The organism is Glutamicibacter sp. JL.03c, from assembly GCF_025854375.1.
In the GTDB taxonomy this organism is placed as follows: domain Bacteria; phylum Actinomycetota; class Actinomycetes; order Actinomycetales; family Micrococcaceae; genus Glutamicibacter.
The window spans coordinates 775897-798663 of record NZ_CP107575.1 but is presented as its reverse complement, the minus strand read 5'-3'; the positions used below and the strand labels follow the sequence as shown (position 1 = coordinate 798663).

At 60.7% G+C, this 22767-nt stretch carries 21 protein-coding genes and 1 tRNA gene; 3 read left to right on the top strand and 19 right to left on the bottom strand.

Annotated features, from left to right (window positions below; genetic code table 11):
• Positions 1-32 precede the first annotated feature (32 nt).
• Positions 33-899, bottom strand: a complete 867-nt coding sequence (gene mca / locus OF385_RS03690; protein WP_264277846.1) for a mycothiol conjugate amidase Mca — start codon at positions 897-899, stop codon at positions 33-35.
• Between the two features lie 241 nt (positions 900-1140).
• Between mca and OF385_RS03685 the strand changes: the two genes are divergently transcribed.
• The 3 genes from OF385_RS03685 (at position 1141) to greA (ending at position 2349) form a co-directional block, all read left to right on the top strand.
• Positions 1141-1560: a DUF4307 domain-containing protein gene (locus tag OF385_RS03685; RefSeq protein ID WP_264277037.1), complete on the top strand. Its 420-nt coding sequence runs from the start codon at positions 1141-1143 to the stop codon at positions 1558-1560.
• 145 nt (positions 1561-1705) lie between these two features.
• Positions 1706-1831, top strand: a complete 126-nt coding sequence (locus OF385_RS03680; RefSeq protein ID WP_264277036.1) for a hypothetical protein — start codon at positions 1706-1708, stop codon at positions 1829-1831.
• A gap of 20 nt (positions 1832-1851) precedes the next feature.
• Positions 1852-2349, top strand: a complete 498-nt coding sequence (gene greA, locus OF385_RS03675) for a transcription elongation factor GreA (RefSeq protein WP_264277035.1) — start codon at positions 1852-1854, stop codon at positions 2347-2349.
• 77 nt (positions 2350-2426) lie between these two features.
• Here the strand turns inward: greA and ilvA are convergent, their stop codons facing one another.
• From ilvA to OF385_RS03585, 18 genes are all read right to left on the bottom strand, one after another.
• Complete coding sequence (gene ilvA / locus OF385_RS03670; RefSeq protein WP_264277034.1) at positions 2427-3698, bottom strand: threonine ammonia-lyase; 1272 nt, start codon at positions 3696-3698, stop codon at positions 2427-2429.
• Between the two features lie 3 nt (positions 3699-3701).
• Positions 3702-5009 carry an AI-2E family transporter gene (locus tag OF385_RS03665; RefSeq protein WP_264277033.1) on the bottom strand — a complete coding sequence of 436 codons (1308 nt, stop codon included), beginning with the start codon at positions 5007-5009 and terminating at the stop codon, positions 3702-3704.
• Positions 5010-5449: 440 nt separating this feature from the next.
• The gene (locus tag OF385_RS03660) at positions 5450-6256 is read right to left on the bottom strand and encodes a Bax inhibitor-1/YccA family membrane protein (protein ID WP_413468080.1); all 807 of its coding nucleotides are present in this window, start codon (positions 6254-6256) and stop codon (positions 5450-5452) included.
• 266 nt (positions 6257-6522) lie between these two features.
• A tRNA-Leu gene (locus tag OF385_RS03655) sits at positions 6523-6604 on the bottom strand.
• 117 nt (positions 6605-6721) lie between these two features.
• On the bottom strand, positions 6722-8089 hold the full coding sequence (locus OF385_RS03650; RefSeq protein WP_264277031.1) for an NAD(P)/FAD-dependent oxidoreductase: 1368 nt from the start codon (positions 8087-8089) through the stop codon (positions 6722-6724).
• A gap of 188 nt (positions 8090-8277) precedes the next feature.
• Positions 8278-9732, bottom strand: a complete 1455-nt coding sequence (locus OF385_RS03645; protein WP_264277845.1) for a S8 family serine peptidase — start codon at positions 9730-9732, stop codon at positions 8278-8280.
• Positions 9733-9842: 110 nt separating this feature from the next.
• Positions 9843-10781, bottom strand: a complete 939-nt coding sequence (locus OF385_RS03640; protein WP_264277030.1) for a Ppx/GppA phosphatase family protein — start codon at positions 10779-10781, stop codon at positions 9843-9845.
• The gene (locus OF385_RS03635) at positions 10781-11482 is read right to left on the bottom strand and encodes a DUF501 domain-containing protein (RefSeq protein WP_264277029.1); all 702 of its coding nucleotides are present in this window, start codon (positions 11480-11482) and stop codon (positions 10781-10783) included. The genes OF385_RS03640 and OF385_RS03635 overlap by 1 nt, the downstream gene beginning before the upstream one ends.
• 30 nt (positions 11483-11512) lie before the next feature.
• Positions 11513-12352: an FtsB family cell division protein gene (locus OF385_RS03630; RefSeq protein WP_264277028.1), complete on the bottom strand. Its 840-nt coding sequence runs from the start codon at positions 12350-12352 to the stop codon at positions 11513-11515.
• Between the two features lie 124 nt (positions 12353-12476).
• Complete coding sequence (gene eno, locus OF385_RS03625) at positions 12477-13757, bottom strand: phosphopyruvate hydratase (RefSeq protein ID WP_264277027.1); 1281 nt, start codon at positions 13755-13757, stop codon at positions 12477-12479.
• A gap of 90 nt (positions 13758-13847) precedes the next feature.
• Positions 13848-14546, bottom strand: coding sequence for a MazG nucleotide pyrophosphohydrolase domain-containing protein (locus tag OF385_RS03620; RefSeq protein ID WP_264277026.1), 699 nt, complete (start codon positions 14544-14546; stop codon positions 13848-13850).
• Between the two features lie 104 nt (positions 14547-14650).
• Entirely contained in the window at positions 14651-15853 is a 1203-nt protein-coding gene (locus tag OF385_RS03615) for an adenosine deaminase (RefSeq protein WP_264277025.1), read from the bottom strand.
• 91 nt (positions 15854-15944) lie between these two features.
• Entirely contained in the window at positions 15945-16631 is a 687-nt protein-coding gene (locus OF385_RS03610; protein WP_264277024.1) for a DedA family protein, read from the bottom strand.
• Between the two features lie 272 nt (positions 16632-16903).
• Positions 16904-18217, bottom strand: coding sequence for a thymidine phosphorylase (locus OF385_RS03605; RefSeq protein WP_264277023.1), 1314 nt, complete (start codon positions 18215-18217; stop codon positions 16904-16906).
• Between the two features lie 31 nt (positions 18218-18248).
• Complete coding sequence (locus OF385_RS03600) at positions 18249-18671, bottom strand: cytidine deaminase (RefSeq protein ID WP_264277022.1); 423 nt, start codon at positions 18669-18671, stop codon at positions 18249-18251.
• A gap of 9 nt (positions 18672-18680) precedes the next feature.
• Positions 18681-19952, bottom strand: a complete 1272-nt coding sequence (locus OF385_RS03595; protein WP_264277021.1) for an ABC transporter permease — start codon at positions 19950-19952, stop codon at positions 18681-18683.
• The gene (locus OF385_RS03590) at positions 19949-21157 is read right to left on the bottom strand and encodes an ABC transporter permease (RefSeq protein WP_264277020.1); all 1209 of its coding nucleotides are present in this window, start codon (positions 21155-21157) and stop codon (positions 19949-19951) included. Before OF385_RS03590 ends, OF385_RS03595 begins: the two co-directional genes overlap by 4 nt.
• Positions 21154-22755, bottom strand: a complete 1602-nt coding sequence (locus OF385_RS03585) for an ABC transporter ATP-binding protein (protein WP_264277019.1) — start codon at positions 22753-22755, stop codon at positions 21154-21156. Before OF385_RS03585 ends, OF385_RS03590 begins: the two co-directional genes overlap by 4 nt.
• Positions 22756-22767 lie beyond the last annotated feature (12 nt).

The following is a 22767-nucleotide window of genomic DNA, read 5'->3' as shown; positions in this document are numbered from 1 at the left end:
AACTCTTTTCTAGAACGAGGAAGTGCTTATGACTATCTTAGTCCGGCGAAGAGGTCGGACTCGGGCAGGTCGGTGGCGACCTTGGAGGAGATCAAGGTGTAGTCCTCCCAAGGCCAGTGCTCGGCGTAGACGTGCTCCGGCACCGCGAAGAAGAAACCCTCCGGGTCAATCTGGGTTCGGTGCGCCAGCAACGCCTGGTCGCGCTGCGAGAAAAAGTCCGCGCAGTGGATCTGGGTGGTCGTGGTATGTGGCGAAACCCACTTGAACATCTGGTTGTCTTCGTCGGCTTCCCACTGTGCCACCCGCTCTGCGTACGGCGAATCGTAGCCGGCTTCGATCATGGCATAGTGCAGGGCGCGGAAGCGATCAGGGGCGAAGGCGCGGTCGTAGTACAGCTTGCTGACCGACCATGGCTCGCCAAATTCCGGATACATTTCCGGGTTGGCGGCATGCTCGAAGGCGAAGGTCGCGACCTTGTGGCTGTGGATGTGGTCCGGGTGCGGGTAACCGCCGTTTTCGTCGTAGGTCGTGATGACGTGCGGACGGAATTCGCGGATCAGCTTGATAACGCCGGCGGCGGCCACCTCGACCGGCTGCAGTGCAAAGGCTCCGAAAGGAAGATCGGGCAGCGGGTCCCCCTCGGGCAGGCCGGAGTCAACGTAGCCAAGCCAGCGATGCTTGATGCCCAGCACCGCGGCTGCCTCGGCCATCTCGGTGCGGCGCACGCCTGGAAGGTCGCGGTGCGCGTGTGCCAGTTCTCCAGCCGCTGCATTCAAGATGTCTCCGCGTTCACCACCGGTGCAGGAAACCACCATGACTTCGGCGCCCGCGTCGACGTAGGCAGCCATGGTGGCAGCGCCCTTCGAAGATTCATCATCGGGGTGCGCGTGAATAGCCATGAGCCGCAACCCCTGGGATGGGGCAATTTTCTTCACGTCGTGAATCTCCACTTATCTACTTTCCTTCTCCACGATGCTGAACAGCGGACCCAGAGGAAACTGTTCACCATTGATATCAACTGATACTCGACTGCCCGTTATTCCCATTTCAGCTCAGGCGGTAAACTTGTTGAAGGAACCAACCTACGGCATTCCCAGTTCAAATGCCGCCCAAGGCATAGAGAGTGGTGCAAGACAAGTAATGTCTGATCCAAGCTTAACGGCTCGCTACAACAACCCCAAGAAACGCAACCTGAGTAAATCCGCGCGTAATTGGCTGATCGCCTCGGCCATCACGGTTGGCGTAGCCGGCGCAGCATATGTTGGATTCAGCAATTACAGCGCCATCACCGCGCAGGACATCCACTATGAGGTTGTTTCGCCGACCTTGACCAAGACGACTATCGCTGTGGAGTACAACTCCAAGGACCGCGTCCAGTGCGATATCCGTGCGATGAACGAGTCGAAGGCGGTTGTCGGATACAAGACCATCCTGCTGGATCCGGGAGAGGCCAACGGCTTGGTCAACCAGCAGATCGACGTGGACTTGCATACCGATAATGCGGCAGTGACCTCCGGCGTCGAGTCCTGCTACAAGGTTCCCAAGGACTACCAGGGTTAATATTTCTGCCCGTTCATTCCCTGATAGCTGAATCTATTGGGTTTAAAGCGTTTTGGCGACTACTATCGTTGAAAAGATACGTTTCGCCCCGCATCCGCGATTGGTCCAGGATTGCACCTGACCATGAAGCTGGCGGGGTCTTTGCTTGCATCAACAGAACAACGTAAGCCCGCAGATCCGTACCGAATCCGACTTCGTCGACGCCACCTTTGAGGTGGCGTTCGGCTTTGAGGGACTCTTTGCAGTCCACGAAGCAACAGCGAAGTCCTAACTGACCAAAGGAAGTACAACGTGAGCACCAACAGCAACGAACCTGTCGTTTGGCTGACTCAGGAAGCCTTCGACCGGCTCCAGAACGAACTGACTTTCCTCTCAGGCCCGGGACGCGCCGAGATCGTTGCCCGTATCGAGCAGGCCCGTTCCGAAGGTGACCTGAAGGAGAACGGCGGCTACCACGCTGCCCGCGAAGAGCAGGGCAAGGCAGAAGCGCGCATCCTGTACTTGAAGGACCTGCTGCGCCGCGCCAATGTCGGCGAAGCACCGGCGGATGACGGAGTCGTCGAACCAGGCATGCTGGTTGTCGCAAGCATTGCTGGCGACGAGACCACCTTCCTGTTCGGTTCCCGCGAAGTCGCTGGTGACACCGACCTGGAGGTCTACTCGGAGCAGTCCCCTATCGGTGTCGCCGTTCACGGCGCGAAGGTCGGCGACAAGCTGTCCTACGTGGCCCCGAACGGCCGTGACATCAAGGTCGAAATCATTTCGGCCAAGCCGTACGAAGCTTCCTGATATTGCTTCAAGCCTTAAAGTCCTCGCCGGCTGCTGACTTGTATTAGCAGCCGGTGAGGACTTTTTTTTGCTCTACATCAGCCGACGGATCCGCCAGCGTTATTGGTGATCTGCGGGTCGAAGCCCTCGGCCCGAAGGTTATTAAGCACGGCCTTGGAATGCTCATGGCCCTTGGTTTCCAGATCGATGGTGATTGCCACATCGCCCATGGAGAGCGAACCGCCGATGCGCGTGTGGTCCAAGCGGGTCACGTTCGCATCCGAATCGGCGATGATCCGCGAGATCTGCGCCAAGGCGCCTGGACGGTCCGGAAGCATCATGCGCACGGTCAGGAATCGGCCGGCAGCGGACAGGCCGCGCTGAATCACCTTGAGCATGAGCAGCGGGTCGATATTGCCGCCCGAGAGGATGACCGCGGTGGTTGCCGGGTTGATCCCGTGCTCTTCGAGCCGATTTTCCAGCAGGGCTGCGACGCCCACGGCGCCGGCTGGTTCGACGACGAGCTTGTTGCGTTCCAAGAGCACCACCAGCGCGCGGGCCAAGGCGTCCTCGGAAACGGTCACCACGTCGTCGACGAGTTCCTTGATGATGGTGAACGGCAGCTGGCCTGGCTTGCCCACGGCGATGCCGTCAGCGATGGTGTGCACGGTGTCCAGCGGGACCAGCGCATCGGCAGCCAAGGACGGCGGGTAGGCTGCGGCGTTTTCCGCCTGCACGCCAATGACCTTGATGCTACGGCCTAATTCGCGGGCCTTTTCCTTCAAGGCGATGGCAACTCCGGCGAGCAGTCCGCCGCCGCCTACACCCATTAATACGGTTTCCACCTCGGGAAGCTGTTCAAGCAGCTCCAGGCCGATGGTGCCCTGTCCGGCAATGATGTCCGGGTGGTCGAAGGGATGCACAAACACGGCACCGGTTTCATCCGCGTAGCGCTGGGCCTCGGCCAGGGCCTCGTCAACGGTATCCCCGAAGAGCACTACCTCTGCACCGTGGTCGCGAGTTGCGGTGAGCTTGGGAAGTGCAACACCACGCGGCATGTAGATGCGCGCTTTGATCCCCAACTGGCTGGAAGCTTGCGCGACGCCCTGGGCATGGTTGCCCGCCGAGGCCGCGACCACGCCGCGTGCCTTCTCTTCAGCGCTGAGCTTGGACATGCGCACATAGGCTCCGCGGACCTTGAAAGAACCGGCACGCTGCATGTTTTCGCACTTCAGGAAGACCTCGGCACCAATGTGCTGGGAGAGTACACGTGAATGCTCCACTGGAGTCAACGCAATAACGGGTTTCAAGACCTGTGCAGCTGACTCGATATCTGCCAGGCTTACCGGCAACGTAGTTTCTGTGGTCATGGGTTATTCCTCATCTGCTGTTGTCTCAGGTTGCCGGTTCTCCGGCGAGGTGTGGGGTTCAGGGGCGCCCGGGCTGGCTGGTGTTGGCGCCGCCACGGTATTTGCCGGTTGTTCCGGGGGCAGCTGGATGCCGTATTGCTTGAGCACGAATTCGTCGCTCTCCCAGGCCCTGCGGGAGAGGTATTTAACCACCGCGTTGAGCACCGCGAGCAGTGGCACTGCAAATAGCGCACCGGGGATTCCGGCGAGCATCGTTCCGCCCGCGACGGCCAGCACGACGGCCAGCGGGTGCAGACTGACGGCCTTGCCCATGATCAGCGGCTGGAGAATATTGGATTCTGCCTGCTGGACGAGGAGGACAACGGCCAGCATGATCAGCGCATTGACCCAGCCGTTGGCGACCAAGGCGAGCAGGACGGCCAAGGCACCGGTAATCAATGCACCCACCACAGGGATGAAGGAGCCAAGGAACACCAAGACGCCCAACGGCAGGGCCAGCGGGACACCGAGGAAGAAGGCGCCAAAACCAATGCCAATGGCATCGATGAAGGCGACAAGCATCTGCACTCTGATGTAGCTGACCAATGAGGCCCATCCACGGGTGAGTGCTCCGTCCATGGCTGGGCGGGCCCGGCGCGGCAAGAGGTTGACCAGGAACAGCCCAATTTTCCGCCCGTCGAGCAGCAGGAAGATCAAGACGAAGAGGGCCAGCAAAGTTCCGGTGAAGAACTGGCCTATGAACGAGGTCCAGCTGATGGCTTCGCTCAGGATGTTGGTGGCGTTGCCGCGCAGTTGAGCCAAGGCATCATCCAAAACGCCCTGCAGGTCATCGTTGGTGAGCTTCAGCGGGCCGTTGAAAAGCCAGTCTTGGACCTGTTCGATACCGAAGAGGGCTTGGCTCCACAAGGCGGTGAATCCTGCGGACAAGCGTTGCCCGGCAAGAGATAAACCGGCGATGACCAAAGCCAAGAAGCCGATCAGCGTAATGCCTACGGCAAGACCTCGCGGGACAGCCAGCTTGCGATTGAGCGCGTTGACAACTGGCGAAAGTAGCCCAGAGAGCAGAGCCGCTACGAGGACCGGGATCACTAGCAACGACACCTTGGACAGGGCCCAGATTAGGACACCCAACGCTGCCACAATGATCAAGAATCGCCACGCCCAACTGGCCGCCAAACGTACCGCGTAGGGCATATCTTCTGCGCCCTTAAAATCAACGGCTTCGACGCGGGGTTGCGCGGGTTTCCCTACGTCCTTGCCCGGAAGGGAGACGCGAATACGTCGCAAACGTTCCAACCGGCTACTCTTCATGCAACTACGCTACCGCGTTTGAATCTTCGCTACTCGATCCATGTCGGAATTGTGACAGAAATCTAGGAGCAGTGCCCGATTTGGGCACCGCTCCCAGATTTCCACTTCAATATGTTTACCAACGTTCTAAGAAATGGCCAGATTGTTCACCCGGCTACTATTGATGTGCCTATGGATACTTGATAGCTGCTTCTGTCGTTCCCACACGGTTTTCAGGACTTGCCACACAGCGCGGATTCCAGCAGAAATGGCTGTAATATCTCTGACAACAACCTCAGCGGCAACTGCTTTGCGTCTGACCGCCTGCTTGGCGGAGCGCTCTCATTGGCTCGTTCAGAATTCCCACGGCTGGGAGGCACGACAGGTCTAAAAAGATGACAGCATCCGGGCACAAAAAAGACCAGCGCCCTCAGGTGCTGGTCTTCCTTGAATCTATGAGACTAGTCGTCGCCACGCAGGATGGCGAGGATACGCAAGATCTCGGTGTACAGCCAGATCAGGGTCATGGTCAGGCCGAAGGCACCGCGCCAAGCCATGATGGCAGGGGCACCCTGGTTGGACAGTTCCTCGATCATGGTGAAGTCCGAAACCAGTGCGTAGGTAGCCAGCAAGACTGCCACAACACCGATGATCAGGCCGAGCATGCCGCCGCGCATACCGAACATGCCATCGATGACGCCGGTCATCATCAGGACCATGTTCAGCAGCGAGAAGACAACCAGACCAATCATGCCGACCATGAAGATCTTGTTCAGCTTCGGGGTCATGCGGTACTTGCCCGAGCGGTACAGCGCCAGGGTTACGCCGGCAACACAGAAGGTTGCCAGCACTGCCTGGACTGCAACACCTGGGTACATTCCGTCGAGGAATTGCGACAGACCGCCAAGGAAGAGTCCCTGAGCTGCCGAGTACAGCAGAATCAGCGCTGGCGATGGGCGCTTCTTGAAGACGTTGACCAAGCCGAGGACAAAACCGACCAGTGCGCCGGGGAGCATCAGTGCTGGCATGATCCAACCGGCTGCTGCGCCAATGACAACGAGGGCGAGGCAGAAGATGGTCTTGTTGATGGTGTCGCCGATGGTCATGCGACCCATATCAGCACCAGTTGCGGCAGGCTGCTGATACATGTGCTGCAACTGGTCAGCACTCATATTTGCATTGTCACGGAATCCAACAGGACTTCCGGGCTTGGTTCCCCATGCCTCGGATTGGCTACCAGAACCAAATACCGGGTTGCTCAACGTCATTCCCCCATAGGTTGCGATTGTGCAGCTCGCGGTGTGCGAGAGTTCGTTGCTGTCAATCCTATTGAGCATTGCTGTGAATTCACTCAGTCGGAAGGATGATATTCACTGGTTTTCCGGCGTCTAGCTACTCTCTGAGCGATATTCTTGAAACTTTTATCATGCAGGTGCCAAAAAACGAGGTTCCGATTCGATGCTAAACGCGTTCTGGGAAACGCATTAGGCTCCTGCTCTCCGGAAAATCCGGAGTGCAGGAGCCTATTCGCTAGTACCCCCAGTGGGACTCGAACCCACAAGCCTTTCGGCAGCTGATTTTAAGTCAGCCGTGTATGCCAATTCCACCATGGGGGCAAGACTCTCAAATCTTACGTGATCGGCAAAGCAAATAAAAAATCTGCTCTACGCAGGTGTGCGAGGGGTCGATTGACTCGACCCCTCGCCACTTAGTCGATCACCTAAGCTTTGTGCCTACTTCTTCGGGCTTGCCGACTCTTCGAAAGCGGTGCGTGGTGCTTCGAGGTTGTTCAGCTGCAGGCCATCGCGCTTGAAGAACAGTGCAACCAGCCAGTCGCCGACAACGCGGAACTTTCGCTCGAAGGTTGGCATGGCCATACCGTGGTAACCGCGGTGTGCCATCCATGCTGGCCAGCCCTTGAGCTTGATGCCAACAACCTTGGCGACACCCTTGTTGCGGCCGAAGCCGGCAACTGCGCCGAGGTTCGAGTGCTTGTATTCCTTGATGGTGCCAACGCCGTAGCGGGCAGCGTAAAGGTTCTTTGCCAAGAGCTTTGCCTGGCGCACAGCGTGCTGCGCGTTTGGAACGCAGGTTCCATCGGGCAAGCCACCGGTAACGTCCTTGACGGCCGAGATATCGCCAGCTGCCCATGCGCCTTCCAGAGGTTCGCCGTTGGCGTCCTTGATGCGAAGGTCGGTGCGGGTCTCGATGCGGCCGCGCTGCTCGATTGGGAAATCGGTGGAACGGACCATTGGGTTGGCCATGACGCCGGCGCACCAGATCAGGGTGTCAGCACCGAACTCGCCCGCTGGGGACTTGTCAGCCATGTTGATCAGCTCAAGGTTGCCGTCCACGGCGCTGTTCAGCGAGGTGTTCAGCAGAACCTCTACGCCGCGGCTGCGCAGGTGATCGACAACCCACTCGGCCTGCTCGGCGGTCACTTCTGGCATGATGCGGCCCATGGCCTCAACCAGAACGAAGCGGGCTTCCTTCTCATCGATGCGGTCGTTGAGCTTGATCAGGTCGCGAGCCATGTCTTCCAGCTCGGCGATGGTCTCGATGCCGGCGAAGCCGCCACCGACAACCACGAAGGTCAGTGCGCGCTTGCGGGCCACTGGGTCGGTCATGTTGGAAGCGGACTCGATGCGCTCGGCAACCTTGTTGCGCAGGGCGACGGCCTCTTCGATCGTCTTCAGGCCAATGCCGGCTTCAGCCAAGCCGGTGATTGGGAAGGTACGGGTGATCGCACCGGCCGACATGACAACGTCGGTGTATTCCAGCTCGAACTGCTCGCCGTTGTTTGGAGCGATGACAGCCTTCTTGTTGGCGTGGTCAATGCTCAAAACACGGCCGTTAACCAGTTCCGAGTGCTTCAGGTGCTGGCGGTGCGAAACCACGACGTGGCGTGGCTCGATCTGGCCACCTGCAACTTCAGGCAGGAAAGGCTGGTAGGTCATGTATGGGTTCGGGTCGACAACGGTGACGATGCCACCGTGGGCCTTGACCTTCTTCTGCAATTTCATCGCGACGTACAGGCCAACGTAGCCACCGCCGACGACTAGGATGCGCGGACGCTTCTGGGAGGATTCAATGATCGACATACTCTTGATTCTACGCGGATTTTCCGAGTTAGTGAAAACATTCACTAACTAATTGCGTCAAATGTGTCACGTCGGGCCAGCTGCCCGGTTTCCCATCGCGAATCCGGACCTCTTATGACTGGGCAGCTACCGCGGAACCAGAAGACAAAAGGGACGAAACCAGAGGTTTCGTCCCTTTTGTTCATGAACTATTTGTCTTCTTCGGGAATGTCGTCGAACAGATCGTGGTCCCCCGCGCTCTTGCCGACTTTCAGGGAACTCAGCGATGCCGAAGCGGCACTGGCCGCCAATCGTTCGCGGCGACGACGCACGAGGGTCTGGATGCTTCCGGCGCCAATTACCAGCAGCAGCAGTACGCCCGCTCCGATGACCAAGACCGGCTGAAGCACCGGAGTCGAGGTATCCGGCTGGATAGGCTTGGGGGCCGCAACCTGCTTGAGGTCCGACTTTTCCATCGAGACGCCTGGGGCTGGCGCCTCGGTCGACTTCGTATTGTTCCGGCGGTGGACCCGAATCCATTCTTCGATGGTTCCCAACGGGTTTACGGATACCGAGGCAACAGAGTTATTCACTGCGGCATTCGCATTGATGATTCCGTAGCCATAGAGGTTGTCAACACCGGCTGCACCGGTATCGCGTGCAGTCTTCAAAATCCGGTTGATGACATCGGGCGCCTTCATCTCCGGGTACTTGGAACGGATCAGCGCAGCAACACCGGCCACCAGAGGCGCGGCGCCGGAAGTCCCGGACCAGCGGGCGTAGCCATTATCCGGAAGCCCGCCCACCAGCTGTTCTGCCGGGGCGGCCACGCCAATGGAGATGCCTTCGGTCGACGAGTCCTGGGAAGCCTTCCCGCTTTCATCCACGCCGGCCACGGTCAGCACGCCCGGAATCGTCGCCGGGGCGCCGACCTGGCTCATGCCACCGGAACGGTTGCCCGCAGCGGCGACAATCACCACGTCGTGGTCTTCCGCGTACTTGAACGCATCATCCCAGCTTTCGGGCCAGGCAGGGCTGGTGGACCCCAGGGACATGTTGATGACCTTGGCACCGGAATCCACGGCCCACTTCACCGCACGGGGGATCTGTTCCTCAACCGGAATATTGGCCGGGTTGCCCTCGCCCATCCAGAGCGAGACGGACAGCAATTCGGCTGCTGGCGCTACGCCGAGCACGCCATCGCTGCCACCGGTCGGCTTGGGAACGTCTTGGTATTCAGGTTCCTTTGGGACTTCGACATCCTTGTCGTCGTCCTTCTGCTTTTCGTTTGCTTCCTCGGCTTCGTCCTTGGCCTTTTCCCACGCGGCCTTGAGGCGTTCATTCTCGGATTTGACCCGATTGATCTCGCCCTTGTTATTGCCGCGTCCGGCCAGCAGAGTCGCTACCAAGGTGCCATGCTCGCTCATGACGCCAATTGGCTTATTGCCTTCGGCTGCGCCGAAACCGGACATGTCAGCGCCGCCGACCACGGCGCCCTTGAGATCCGGATGCGAGGTATCAATGCCGGTATCGATGATAGCGACCTTGACACCCTCACCCTTGGTGCTCTGCTGGGCCTGGGTAACACCCAGCGAGTCCAGCCAATACTCCGAGTCACGCATGGTGTCGGCCTGAGCGGGCGTGAGAACGCTGAACGTCGCCATTACGAGCGCCGCAATGACCAGCAGCGAGCCAGATTTTTTCAGACCCGTCGCCTTCTTAGCGCGCAGAGCTGTGCTCAAGAGTTCTCCTTGGTCGGTTCCGGATAAACGGACTAGGCGTTGGCAGCTGCAGTAGCAGCAATTCCGTCGAGAATATCGTGTTCCGATGCAATTAACCGCATCGGGCGCTGGCCGCTGGCCGTTTCCAGGTAATGAAGAATGCGCTGGACGATCGCTGCGCCGGCACGGATCACGTCGACACGGCCCGGGTGCATGAACCCCAGGGCAGCGCGTTCTTCCCGCGAATAGGCAAGCATTGCAGCCGTGGCCTCGCGCATCTTCTCGAAGCTCAACTGCGCGCCGTGGATCTTGTCCGATTCATATTTCTCAAGACCCAGGGCTTGCGCCGTCAAGGTGGTGAATGTTCCAGCAACCATGATCACCGCGTCGACTTCCGAGACATCGACGACTCCGTCCAGCGACCGGAGGGTGCTGTCCATGAAATCCACGGCTTCCGGGGATTCCAGGCCCTGCTGCTCAAAGCGCTCGGTAACGCGCACGCACCCCATATCGAGGCTCTTGGCCGCTACCGGACCGGACGCATTGCCCAGGACGAATTCCGTGGAGCCGCCGCCGAGATCGATAACCAGGCTGTGGCCGGGCTGGCCGGCGCGCACCGAGGCTGCGCCATTGAAGGACAGCGATGCTTCTTCCCCACCGCTGATCACCTCCGGGGCTACGCCGATGATCTTCGTGATTTCTTCGGCGAAGACTTCGCGATTGGAGACGTCGCGGGCAGCGGAAGTCGCAACGAAGCGGATGGCCTGGACCTGGTGCTCATCGCACAGGGCCCGATACTCGCGTGCCGCGGCAAAGGTGCGTTCCAAGGCTTCGGGTGCAAAGGCCCCAGTGGCGTCAACACCCTGGCCCAAGCGGACCACTCGCATGGTGCGAAGGACATCTACCAGCTGGGTGCCATTCCCATCCTGCTGCACATCAGCAATCAGCAGGCGAATGGAGTTCGTTCCGCAGTCGATTCCGGCCACGCGCATTAGGCTTCATCCTGTGCAGCACGTTCCTGTGCCTCTCGGGCGGCGCGCTTGGCGGCGCGTTCGGCGCGCTTGGCTGCCGGGTCCTGCATTTCCTGGGTCTTCACGTGGCGTGAACGGTCGCGGCTCGGGGCCTCGGACTCGGTATCCCAGGCGCCGACGCAGTAGCACTTGTCCTTGGTCCACCACTCGGAGATCGCTGCCAGCGCTTCGTCGCCCAAAGGGTTGACGCCTTCGCCGGCGGCCAGCGAATGGCCCACCAGCACGTGCAGGCACTTCACGCGGGTGGGCATGCCGCCAGCGGAGACGCCGTCGATTTCAGGAACAGCGCCCGTGCCCGAACGCTGGCCAATGGCATCGCGGTTGGCAAGGTACGACTCGTGGGCGGCCACATAGGCTTCAGCCAACGCGGTATCGTCGCCCAAGCGCTCGTTCATCTCGTTCATCAGCCCGGCTGCTTCCAGTCGGGATACCGCTGCGGTGATGACCGGATGGGTCAGGTAGTACGTGGTCGGGAAAGGAATCCCCGAGGAAAGCCGTGGTGCTGTGGTGGCAACCAACGGGTTTCCGCAAACGCAGCGCGCACCGATTTCCACGACGTCGCGTGCGGGTCGGTTCAGCTGTCGGGACAGAGTGTCCAGGTCGGCGTCGCTTGGTACTCGTCCGGCAGCGTCAAGGGCTTCGCGGATTGGCTGTTCAGTCACGGGTATTGGTTCTCTTCATGTTCAAAGTGGTTAGTCAGTGGCGGAACGTCGGACCGAATCAAGCAAGGCATCAACCCATGGAAGTTCCTGGCGCACCTCGAAGGTGCTGCCATTGGCTTCGGTTGCCGCCTCTTGATCTTCCGGCCGGTCGCCGACGACCATGTATAGCTTTTCGCCAGGCATGACCAAGTTTATCCGCTCGCGCGCCTGCTGCTTGATGTACAGCGGGTCATCCCAGCGCGCGATCTCGGCTTTCAAATCATCCCGCTGGGCCTCCAGCGAATCAATGGAAGCGTTGAGCTCATTGAGTTCTGCCATCTGGGTCCGGTAGTAATTCACGGTGGGAACCAGCATCACGGCGAAGAAGGCCAGAACCACGATCAACGCGGCAATACGACCGGAAAAACGGTGTGCTGCTACCGGTTCGCCCTCGGGGACCGGCTTCTGGTCTACCGGTTTCTCGCCGGGTTTGCGTCGTACTGCGGCGGAGAATTTCAGGCGGTCATCACGGCGGCGTTCATTCTGCTTTTCCTTGGCCCGCTCACGCAGCGGCAGCTTCGGCTTGGACGCGTAATTGCCGGCAAATTTCTTGGAGCCACGTGACGCATCTGACGCAGGGCGCGTCGGTGGTGCGGGCTTTGGCTCAGAACTTGAAGACTTTTTCTGCGAGCTGCCAGCGGATTTGGGGCGCGGCACGGCAGGGGCTTTTTTAGCTGGCTGTTGCGGTGCCACTACGTGCAATGCATCGGTGGGTGGTTCGGCAATTGATCCTGAATCAGTGTATTCGGACTGGTCAACAGAATTATTCTGCGACTGCTCTTCCGGATTCGGAGTATTACGCCGAGGCATGCGTGGTGGTCGCTGTGCCATACTCCCCCAATTCCCCATCGTGCTAAACGTTCCGTGCTGCCGTGGAAACGGCGCATATATCCATTAAATAACGAAAAGCTCGCCGGTATCCACTACCGACGAGCTTATTCGCTATAACTGGTAATTAGCTGTTGAAACGCGGGAATGCGTTGCGACCAGCGTAAACTGCCGAAGCACCCAGGTCCTCTTCGATGCGCAGCAGCTGGTTGTACTTGGCTACGCGCTCGGAGCGAGCTGGAGCACCGGTCTTGATCTGGCCAGCGTTGGTTGCCACGCAGATGTCAGCAATGGTGACATCTTCGGTCTCGCCCGAACGGTGCGAGGTGATAGTGGTGTAGCCAGCGCGCTGAGCCATGGTCACGGCGTCGATGGTCTCGGTCAGCGAACCGATCTGGTTGACCTTCACCAGCAGCGAGTTGGCGGTGCCCTTGGCGATGCCGTCGGCCAGGCGCTCTGGGTTGGTCACGAACAGGTCGTCACCGACCAGCTGGACCTTGTCGCCGATGGCGTCGGTCAGGGTCTTCCAGCCATCCCAATCGTTCTCGTCCAGCGGATCCTCGATGGAGACCAGTGGGAAGTCGGCAACCAGGGCGGCGTAGTAGTCGCTCATTTCCTTGGAGGACAGTGCCTTGCCTTCGAACTGGTATGCGCCGTTCTCGAAGAATTCCGAGGAAGCAACGTCCAGGGCCAGTGCGATGTCTGCACCCGGGGTGTAGCCGGCACGGGTGATAGCCTCGGTGATCAGTTCCAGAGCTGCACGGTTGCTTGGCAGGTTTGGAGCAAAGCCGCCCTCGTCGCCAAGACCGGTAGACAGGCCCTTTTCCTTCAGTACGGACTTGAGGTTGTGGTAGACCTCAACGCCCCAGCGCAGGCCCTCCGAGAAGGTCTCTGCACCCAGTGGAACGATCATGAATTCCTGGATGTCAACGTCGGAGTCAGCGTGCGAGCCGCCGTTGAGGATGTTCATCAGTGGCACTGGCAGCACGTGGGCGTTCGGGCCGCCCAGGTACTTGTACAGTGGCAGGTTGGAGCTCACGGCTGCAGCGTTGGCTACGGCCAGCGAAACACCAAGGATCGCGTTTGCGCCCAGCTTGGACTTGTTGCTGGTGCCGTCCAGGTCAAGCATGGCCTGGTCGATAGCGCGCTGGTCGGTGGCGTCCAGGCCTTCGAGCTCATCGGCGATCTCGTCGATCACGGCCTCTACGGCGCCAAGTACACCCTTGCCAAGGTAACGGTCCTTGTCACCGTCGCGACGCTCAACTGCTTCGAACTGGCCGGTGGATGCACCGGATGGAACTGCTGCACGGCCGTGCGATCCGTCAGATAGCAGGACCTCAACCTCAACGGTTGGGTTACCGCGGGAATCAAGAATTTCGCGCGCGTGGATGGCGTCAATCAATGCCATGAGTATGGACTCCTTGAAGAAAGGGGTGGTCTAGGGGAAGGTCCGCCAGCGGTGCTGAGAAGACCGTCGGCGCCTTTGCCAGTCTCTAGCCTAGCGCTTCGGGGGTGATTTAGGCGATATCGTTGCGTTGATTTCCGCGCCGTACTGTTTCGACAAGGTTGCGCGCAATACAGATTCTGCATCTAATCCCAGCTCTTCGGCCCGCGCAGAGAGCTCCAGGAGCGCCTCAGCCAGGCTCTGCTCATCGTTGATTTTCCTGCGGGTTACCTCGGAAACCTGATGACCGTCGGCCTTATCGGAGCCAGCTCGCGTGTGACGGTCCAAGAGCTTCTGAGCCAAAACCAGGGAAGGCAAGCCGGCTGGCAGCCCGGCGTTCTTGCGCGCCTTGGGTTTGCCTTGGCGTTCAGCCTGCTTCGCCGCGTCCCAGACGCGGATAATTTCTTGAACGTCAGTGGTGATTTCTCCTCGGATTCGTCCGTCGCCATCGAAAATATGCCGATTACGCCGCAGCAGTTTTTCGTTCAGGGTCTGGGAAACATCTTCAAGATCAAAGTTTCCCAGCTCGTCGGCGATCAGCGCATGCAAAAGGATCTGGAAGTACAGGTCGCCGAGCTCCTCCTTGAGCAGCTGGGGGTTCTGCCCGGAGATGGCATCCAGGACCTCATAGCTTTCCTCGATCAGGTAGGTCCGCAGCGATTCATGGGTGAGCGCCTGGGTCCAGGCGCATTTTTCACGCAAGATCTTCACGGTCGTCATCAGCTGCTGCGTCGGTGTCGGGTTATGCGCCATGCTTCTAATGCTAGCGAGGCGGCGCAAGCTCCCCTGGACACAGAAAAGACCGGTTCCTGCAGGGGAACCGGTCTTTCGCTGTGGCAGATTAGCTGCGCTGCGAACTAGTCGGCGACGTTTTCGTATTCGTCTTCTTCGTAGTCCTCATCATCGTCGTCTTCCAGCAGGCTGTCGTAGAAATCGTTGATGTATTCAACGAGCAGCTCGCGCATTTCCAACGGGACGAAGGCCGCTTCAGCGGCGTTCAGGGTCAGATCCAGCAGATCTTCCAGGTCGTAGTCGAAGGCTTCAACCAGAAGCTCGAATTCGTCAGACAGGCTGGTACCTGACATCAGGCGGTTATCTGGCGAAATGGTGACGTTGAAACCGGTCTGGACCAGCAGATCGATCGGGTGGTTGCGGATGCCTTCGCCGAACTTGGCGGTGGCACCGGTCTGCAGGTTCGAGGACGGGCAGACTTCCAGCGGAATGCCGCGTTCGCGCACCCAGTTGGCTACCGGGCCAAGGGATACCAAGCCGGTATCGTCGCTGAGTTCTTCGCCGTTCTCGTCGATGGCGCCGAACTCGATCTCGATGTCTTCGGCAACGCGCACGCCGTGGCCCAAGCGCTGTGCGCGGCCAACCAGGATTGCGTCCTTGATCGATGCCAGCCCAGCGGCTTCGCCGGCGTGGATGGTGGTTGGGAAGAGATTTTCGGCCAACAGGTCGAAGGCCTCCTTCAGATTTGATGGCGGGAAGCCATCCTCCGGGCCGGCGATGTCGAAACCAACGACGCCGTGGCCACGGTGGCGCAAGGCCAGCTTGGCGATCTCCACGCCCTGATCGGACTGGCGCATGGCGCTGAGCACCTGGCCAACCTGCATGGGGTGGCCTTCGCTGTTCAGCTGCTCGCACGCCTGGTCCAGGCCTTCCTGGACCGCGTCAACCACGTCGTCCAGGCTCAAGCCTTCGCGACGGTGCTGCTCCGGCGCGTAGCGCACTTCGCCGTAGATCACGCCGTCTTCAGCGAGGTCTTCGACAAACTCGCGGGCAATGCGGATCAGCCCGTCGCGGGTTTGCATCACGGCGATGGTGTGCTCGAAGGTTTCCAGGTAGCGTGGCAGAGAGCCGGAATCGGCAGATTCACGGAACCAGTCGCCCAAAGCTTCAGCTTCGGTCTCGGGCAGCTTGTGGCCGATCTCGGCTGCCAGTTCGATGATCGTTTGAGGTCGCAGGCCACCGTCCAGGTGGTCGTGCAGCGAAACTTTAGGCAGATCCCGGAAGTCGAATTCGGGATCGTAGTCAGGATGAATCAATTCTTCAGTCACACCACTGAGCCTAGTCGCATTTCCCGCGAACTGACAGCTCCTGCAGGTTAAGATCTGCGAGCCACAATGTGACCCTGCTCAATACTGCAGGTTAACCCTCGTCGGTGGTTGGCGGCACCGTCTCGCGCTCCAGCTTTTCCCGGTGTTCTTTGGCCTGCTCAGCCCGTCGGTGGTAGCGATCCAGCGCCCAGCTGACGATGCGGTCGATGATGAATCCGAGCACGACAGCGATCACGATCGAGATGCCGATGCCCAGCAATTTATTGTCATGCATCCAGTTCCCGGCCAGCGCGCCGATGCTGACCGAATAGATTGCCCAGGTCAGCACGCCGATGGTGTCGAAAAGGGTGAATCGCTTGTGGCTGAACCCTGTGGCCCCAGCCGTGAGGTTCACTGCCACTCGGCCTACGGGAATGTAGCGTGCGGTGAAAATCAGCAATGCTCCGGAAGTTTCCAGCTTCTTTTCGGCGTACTGCAGGACCTTCTGCGCTCGTTTGCCGCGCATCCAGGTGAATCCGTGGGCGCCGATTTTCCGGCCGATGGCGTAGGTGATCTGGTCTCCCAGCAATGCTCCGGCGGCGCCGAGGGCACCGATGAGGAAGAGGTTGGGCGATCCGGAATGGATGCCGACCGCGGCCAGGGATACCAGGAAGGATTCGCTGGGGACCAGAGGGAAGATTGCGTCGATCATGCAGAACAGGAACAGCAGAGGCAGGACCCACCATGCACTGGCGGCCTGCGTAATAGCCTCGTTTACTAGTTCCATCTGGACTTGCATCTTCTTTCCCCAAAGCGCTTGGTGCGCTGCTTGTCCATCTATTTTCACTCGAGCGGCTGTGAAGGCGCATCCTACCCTTGTGGCAATGTGGACTACTTTCACCCCCGACCTTGGCAGGAGTCATCTATCCAACGACCGGCACCGGGCAATTGGTTCCCATTGTGCGCCAAAGAACTTTGAACCCGGTATCAATTCAGGAGTTTCTTCCAGGCGTACATGGAATGAACCGGGGCACGCCTGCGGCGTGTCCCGGTTCTCCAATCAGGGTCCGGCTAGGAAGCCGCGATGCGGTCGAGGATCAAACGCATAGCTGGCCGATCGCTCTCGGAACCGATCATGATCGCGCGCTCGACCAGCTCGATGGCCCGGGCCATCTTCTCCGGGGTATCGGTCAGCAAAGTCGCGATCGGCTCGCCGCGGCGCACCAGCGCCCCTGGCTTGACGTGCATGCGCACACCGGCGCCGGCCTGCACGCTGTCTTCCTTGCGGGCCCGGCCCGCGCCCAGGGTCCACGCGGCCAGGCCGATGTCCATGGCGTCGAGCTTGATCAGCACGCCCTCGGCTGGCGCCACAACGGTGTGGGATTCCTTGGCCACCGGCAGCTTGGCGTCCGGATCGCCGCCCTGGGCAGCGATCATCGCACGCCAGCTGTCCATCGCCCGGCCATTGTTCAGCGCCTCGCGCACGTCAACGTCGTGGATACCTGCACCGGCCAGCATTTCGATAGCCAGCGCGATCGTCAGCTCCACAACATCTTCCGGGCCGCCGCCGGCGAGGACTTCCACCGACTCCTCGACTTCGATGGCGTTGCCAACGGTCAAGCCCAGCGGCGTTTCCATATTGGTCAACAGGGCAACGGTGTTGACCCCGGCATCGGTGCCGAGGTTCACCATGGTCTCGGCCAGCTCCCTGGCCATGCCTTCGTCCTTCATGAACGCTCCGGAGCCCACCTTGACATCAAGGACCAGGCTGCCGGTGCCCTCGGCGATCTTCTTGCTCATGATCGAGGAGGCGATCAGCGGGATGGCCTCCACGGTGGCGGTGACATCACGCAGCGCATAGAGCTTCTTGTCCGCCGGTGCCAAGCCAGCGCCGGCAGCGCAGATCACTGCGCCCACCGAAGAGAGCTGGGCGAATAGCTCTTCATTGGACAGGTTGGCACGCCACCCGGGGATGGCTTCGAGCTTGTCCAGGGTGCCACCGGTGTGTCCCAGTCCGCGGCCCGACAGCTGCGGGACGGCGACGCCAAAGCTGGCCACCAGCGGAGCCAGCGGCAAGGTGATCTTATCCCCCACGCCGCCGGTGGAATGCTTGTCGGTGGTTGCCAGCTTCTGGCCCGCCGCGGTGGCCAGGGTGGAAAAGTCCATGCGCTCACCGGAGTTGATCATGGCGGTGGTCCACCGCGAGATTTCGCTGCGGTTCATGCCCTGGAAGAAGATCGCCATATTCAGGGCGGACATCTGCTCTTCGGCAATCACCCCGCGGGTGTAGGCGTCAATGGTCCAGTCGATCATCTCGTTGCTCAGCTCGGCGCCATCGCGCTTGGCACGGATGACTTCCACGGCGCTGAATTGTTCGGTAGCCATGAGCGGCACCTTCCGTTCTGCTTGCGGCCGGTTATTGCCGGCCCTGGACGTTGAGGTTCTGCGGCCCGAATGCGTCAGGCAAAAGATCTTCGATGCCCACGATCCCGCGGGCGGTCTTGATCTGGAGATTGGCTCCGCGGTGCTCGAAGAGGATCTGGCGGCATCGTCCGCACGGGGTGATCAGCTCCAGTTCCCCGCCGGCGAGCTGGCCGAAGCACAGGAAATACTCCAGGGTTCCGCCTCCGGTGGCGAAGAGCTGGCCGACCATGGAGCACTCGGCGCACAGGGTGACGCCATAGGCGGCGTTTTCGATATTGCAGCCGGAAATCAGGCGGCCGTCGCTGGTCTGTGCCGCGGACCCTACACGGAATTTCGAGTAGGGTGCGTAGGCCCCAGACAGCGCGGCCGCGGCCGCAGCTTCAAGCTGCGACCACGGCGCGGTGTTGGTGGTCATCGGTACCGGTTATTCCTTCACATAGGGTTCGCCGGCGGCCGCCGGGCCGCGGGAGCGTCCCACCAGTCCGGCCACGGCGAAGATGGTGACGAGGTAAGGCATCATCGCCATGAACTGGCTTGGCACCGGGGTGCCGATGATGGTCAGGATAACCTGCAGGTTATCGGCGAAGCCGAAGAGCAGCGCCGCCAGGAAGGCTCCGATCGGATTCCAGCGTCCGAAGATCACCGCGGCCAGGGCGATGAAGCCGCGGCCACCGGAGATTTCCTTGGTGAACGAGTCGATGGCCACCAGGGTGAAGAAGGAGCCGCCGATGCCGGCCACGATGCCACCGAGGGTGACATTGACGAAGCGGGTGCGGTTGACCTTGATGCCCAGGGTGTCGGCGGCCTTCGGGTGCTCGCCCACGGCGCGGACGCGCAGGCCCCACTTGGTCTTGAACAGCCCGAACCAGACGATGAACACTGCCAGGTACATCAGGTAGCCGATGACCGACTGCTTGAACAGGATCGGTCCGAGCACCGGGATGGCCGAGAGCAGCGGAATCTCGATGACCGGCAGGTGCACCGGCGAGTTGAACAGCTCCGGATCTTCCTGCATCACGGTGGTGAACAGGAAGCCGGTGATGCCCGAAACCAGCACGTTGAGCACCACGCCGACGATGATCTGGTTGACCACGTACTTGATGGAGAACAAGGCCAGCACCAGGGAGACCAGTGCGCCGGCGATGCCTGCGGCGATCAGGCCCAGGAATGCATTCTTGGTCAGCGAGGACACCAGCGCCGCGGTGAAGGCGCCGCCGAGCAGCTGGCCTTCGATAGCGATGTTGACCACGCCGGCTCGTTCGCACAGCACACCCGAGAGGGAACCGAAGACCAGCGGCACGGCCAGCACCACGGCACCGGCGAGCAGGCTGGCCAGCGAAATGGTCGTGATATCCGCACCGGAGACGACCCAGATCAGGAAGGAGAGCACAAAGAGGATGGCGGCGATGGCGATCATCCAGGTGGCCAGGGTCTGGCCCTTCTTGCGCTGGATCCAGGAGTACGCGGCGATGCCCAGCAGCAGCAGGCCGATGACGATGTTGCTGGCCTTGCCCGGGAATACCAGTTCCGGCAGCTCGAACGCGTCGCCGGCGCTGTTGAGCTGGAAGTGGGCGCTGTCGCTATTGCCCATCAGGCCGAAGCACAAGAAGACGATCACTGCGATCACCGAGAGGATGATCGAGGTCTTCTTGCTCGGCAATACGCTGATTGCTGGTTGCAAGGTGGAAGAGGTCACTTGGCACCTGCCTGGGTAGTTTCGAGCTTAGGGCTGCGCTTCTTCTTGCGGTTCATGCCGAAGATCGCCTTGACCAGTGGAGGGGCGGCGATGAACAGCACGATCAGCGACTGCACCACCGAGACGATGTCGATCGGGGTGCCGGTGGTGATCTGCATGTTCACCGCGCCGGCCTGGAATGCGCCGAAGAGCAGGCCAGCGAAGAAGGTGCCCCACGGGGTGGAGCGGCCCAGCAGCGCCACGGTGATCGCGTCGAAGCCCAGCGAACCGGCGATGCCGCTGGTGAGCACCTTTTCGGTGCCTGCCACCTGGGCGACACCGGCGGCGCCGGCCAAGGCGCCAGCCAACGCCATGGCGATGATGGTGCTGCGGGCCACGTTGATGCCGGCGGTCTTAGCTGCCTCGGGGTTATGTCCCACGGCGCGGAATTCGAAGCCCACGGTGGAGCGCTTGAACATCCAGGAGACCAGGATGACCAGCAGTACGGCCATCACGAAGCCCAGGTGCAGGCGGGATCCGGGGATGGACGGGAAGACCGCGGTGGAGTCCAGGATCGGCGAAATCGGGTTGGTTTCGCCTGGACGGCGGAAGGCCTGGGTATTCATCAGGAAGTCGATGAAGTACACCGCAACATAGTTGAACATGATCGTCAAGATCACTTCGTGGGCGCCGGTTTTGGCCTTGAGCAAGCCGACCAGCCCGCCCCAGATGGCGCCGCCGATCAGGCCGAAGACGATGACCAGCAGCAGGTGCAGGCCCAGCGGCAGGTGCCACGCGAAGCCTACGTAGGCGGCCAGGACCGAGCCGATGATGATCTGGCCCTGGGCGCCGATGTTGAACAGGCCCGCGCGGAAAGCCACGGCCACGCCGAGGCCGGCGCAGATCAGCGGCGTGGAAACGGTCAGGGTTTCCAGGAAGGGCTTGAAGCCCTGGGCCGAGTTGTAGATGGCGCCGTTGAACAGTGCCACGTAGCTTTCGGTGGCAGCGCGCCACAGCTCGGAGAGGAAGTCGGTGGGCCGGGCGAAGAAGTACCCGGCACTCTGGGCGACCTTCTCATCGGTGATGGCGATCAATAGGCCGCCGATCACCAGCGCGACGATCACGCCGAGAACCGAAACCAGTCCCGGCCCCTGGGTGATCTTCTTGAACAGGTCGTTGCCCGTGTTGCCGGAGTCGGGAATGACCGGTGCTTTGGTTTCGCTCACTGGTCTTCTCCTTCCTGGTGTTCGCTGCGCTCGCCAGCCGGGGCCGCTTCCACGGGCTCGTTATCTGACTTGGTAAATTCTGCTTGTGCTGCGGCTTCTTCGGCCGAGACGCCGGCCATCATCAAACCGAGGACCTCGCGGGAGGTGTTGCCCGGGACGATGCCGTTGATTTTGCCCTTGTAGAGCACCGCGATGCGGTCGGCCAGTTCCATGACTTCGTCCAGCTCGGTGGACACGATCATCACCGGGGTGCCCTTGTCGCGTTCTGCGACAATGCGGCGGTGCAGGAACTCGATGGAACCCACGTCCACGCCGCGGGTTGGCTGGGAGGCGATGAACAGCTGCAGATCGCGGGACAGCTCGCGGGCCATGACGACCTTCTGCTGGTTGCCGCCAGAGAGGCTGGAGGCCGGGTTCAGCGGATTGTCGGTGCGTACGTCGAAGTCCTTGATCTGCGTCGTCGCGTTCTTCTTGATGGCCTCCAGATTCATCGAGATGCCCTTGCCGAACGGGGCGCGGTCGTAGAGGTCGAGCACCAGGTTCTCCTCGATGGAGAATTCGGTGACCAAGCCGTGCACGGAGCGGTCTTCGGGAACGAATCCGACGCCCGAGCGCAGCACCTGCTTGACGGACTTGCCGACCAGTTCCTTGCCGGCCAGCTTGACCGAGCCGCCGGTGACCGGCTGGGTGCCCAAGATGGCTTCGGTGAGTTCGGTTTGCCCGTTGCCCTGCACGCCGGCGACGGCAAGGATCTCGCCAGCATGGATCTCGAAGTTGACCGAGTCCAGCGTGGTGGTGCCGGCCGGGTCGACGACCGTCAGGTCCTTGACCTGCAACACCGCCTCGCCCGGGGTGGCTGGCGCCTTGTTCAGGTTCAGTTCCACGGCGCGGCCCACCATCAGGTTGGCCAGCTCGGTGGTGGAGGATTGGGGGGAGACCGAGTCGATGACTTCGCCGCGGCGGATCACGGTGATGACGTCGGAGACGGCGCGCACTTCACGCAGCTTGTGCGAGATGAAGACAATGGAGGTGCCGTTGGCCTTGAGCTGGCGCATGATCTCCAGCAGCTCGTCGGTTTCCTGCGGGGTCAGCACCGCGGTGGGCTCATCGAGGATGAGGATCTTGGCCTCGCGCACCAGGGCCTTGATGATTTCCACGCGCTGCTGTACGCCGACCGGCAGATCCTCGACCACGGCGTCCGGGTCGACGTCGAATCCGTAGCGGTCGGAGATTTCGCGGATCTTCTTGCGGGTGACTTGCAGGTCCAGCACGCCGCCGGCCTTGGTGGTTTCGGCTCCGAGGGCGATATTCTCGGCCACGGTGAATACCGGGACCAGCATGAAGTGCTGGTGCACCATGCCGATTCCGGCGGCCATGGCATCGCCTGGTCCGGAGAACTCGACGGGGTTCCCATCAAGCAGGATTTCGCCCTCGGTCGGTTGGTACAGACCGTAGAGCACGTTCATAAGCGTGGATTTTCCAGCACCGTTTTCGCCGAGCAGACAGTGAATCTGGGCGTCATCGACCATCAGGTCAATATTCTTGTTGGCGTAGAAAGAACCGAAGGCTTTCGAGATTCCCCGTAGTTCGAGTTTCACGATTCCACCATC

Coding starts and splice junctions, on each gene's coding strand:
- mca (WP_264277846.1), bottom strand. CDS start 899: ATGGCTATTCACGCGCACCCCGATGATGAATCTTCGAAGGGCGCTGCC.
- OF385_RS03685 (WP_264277037.1), top strand. CDS start 1,141: ATGTCTGATCCAAGCTTAACGGCTCGCTACAACAACCCCAAGAAACGC.
- ilvA (WP_264277034.1), bottom strand. CDS start 3,698: ATGACCACAGAAACTACGTTGCCGGTAAGCCTGGCAGATATCGAGTCA.
- OF385_RS03665 (WP_264277033.1), bottom strand. CDS start 5,009: ATGAAGAGTAGCCGGTTGGAACGTTTGCGACGTATTCGCGTCTCCCTT.
- OF385_RS03660 (WP_413468080.1), bottom strand. CDS start 6,256: ATGACGTTGAGCAACCCGGTATTTGGTTCTGGTAGCCAATCCGAGGCA.
- OF385_RS03650 (WP_264277031.1), bottom strand. CDS start 8,089: ATGTCGATCATTGAATCCTCCCAGAAGCGTCCGCGCATCCTAGTCGTC.
- OF385_RS03645 (WP_264277845.1), bottom strand. CDS start 9,732: ATGGCGACGTTCAGCGTTCTCACGCCCGCTCAGGCCGACACCATGCGT.
- OF385_RS03640 (WP_264277030.1), bottom strand. CDS start 10,781: ATGCGCGTGGCCGGAATCGACTGCGGAACGAACTCCATTCGCCTGCTG.
- OF385_RS03630 (WP_264277028.1), bottom strand. CDS start 12,352: ATGGCACAGCGACCACCACGCATGCCTCGGCGTAATACTCCGAATCCG.
- eno (WP_264277027.1), bottom strand. CDS start 13,757: ATGGCATTGATTGACGCCATCCACGCGCGCGAAATTCTTGATTCCCGC.
- OF385_RS03620 (WP_264277026.1), bottom strand. CDS start 14,546: ATGGCGCATAACCCGACACCGACGCAGCAGCTGATGACGACCGTGAAG.
- OF385_RS03610 (WP_264277024.1), bottom strand. CDS start 16,631: ATGCAAGTCCAGATGGAACTAGTAAACGAGGCTATTACGCAGGCCGCC.
- OF385_RS03605 (WP_264277023.1), bottom strand. CDS start 18,217: ATGGCTACCGAACAATTCAGCGCCGTGGAAGTCATCCGTGCCAAGCGC.
- OF385_RS03600 (WP_264277022.1), bottom strand. CDS start 18,671: ATGACCACCAACACCGCGCCGTGGTCGCAGCTTGAAGCTGCGGCCGCG.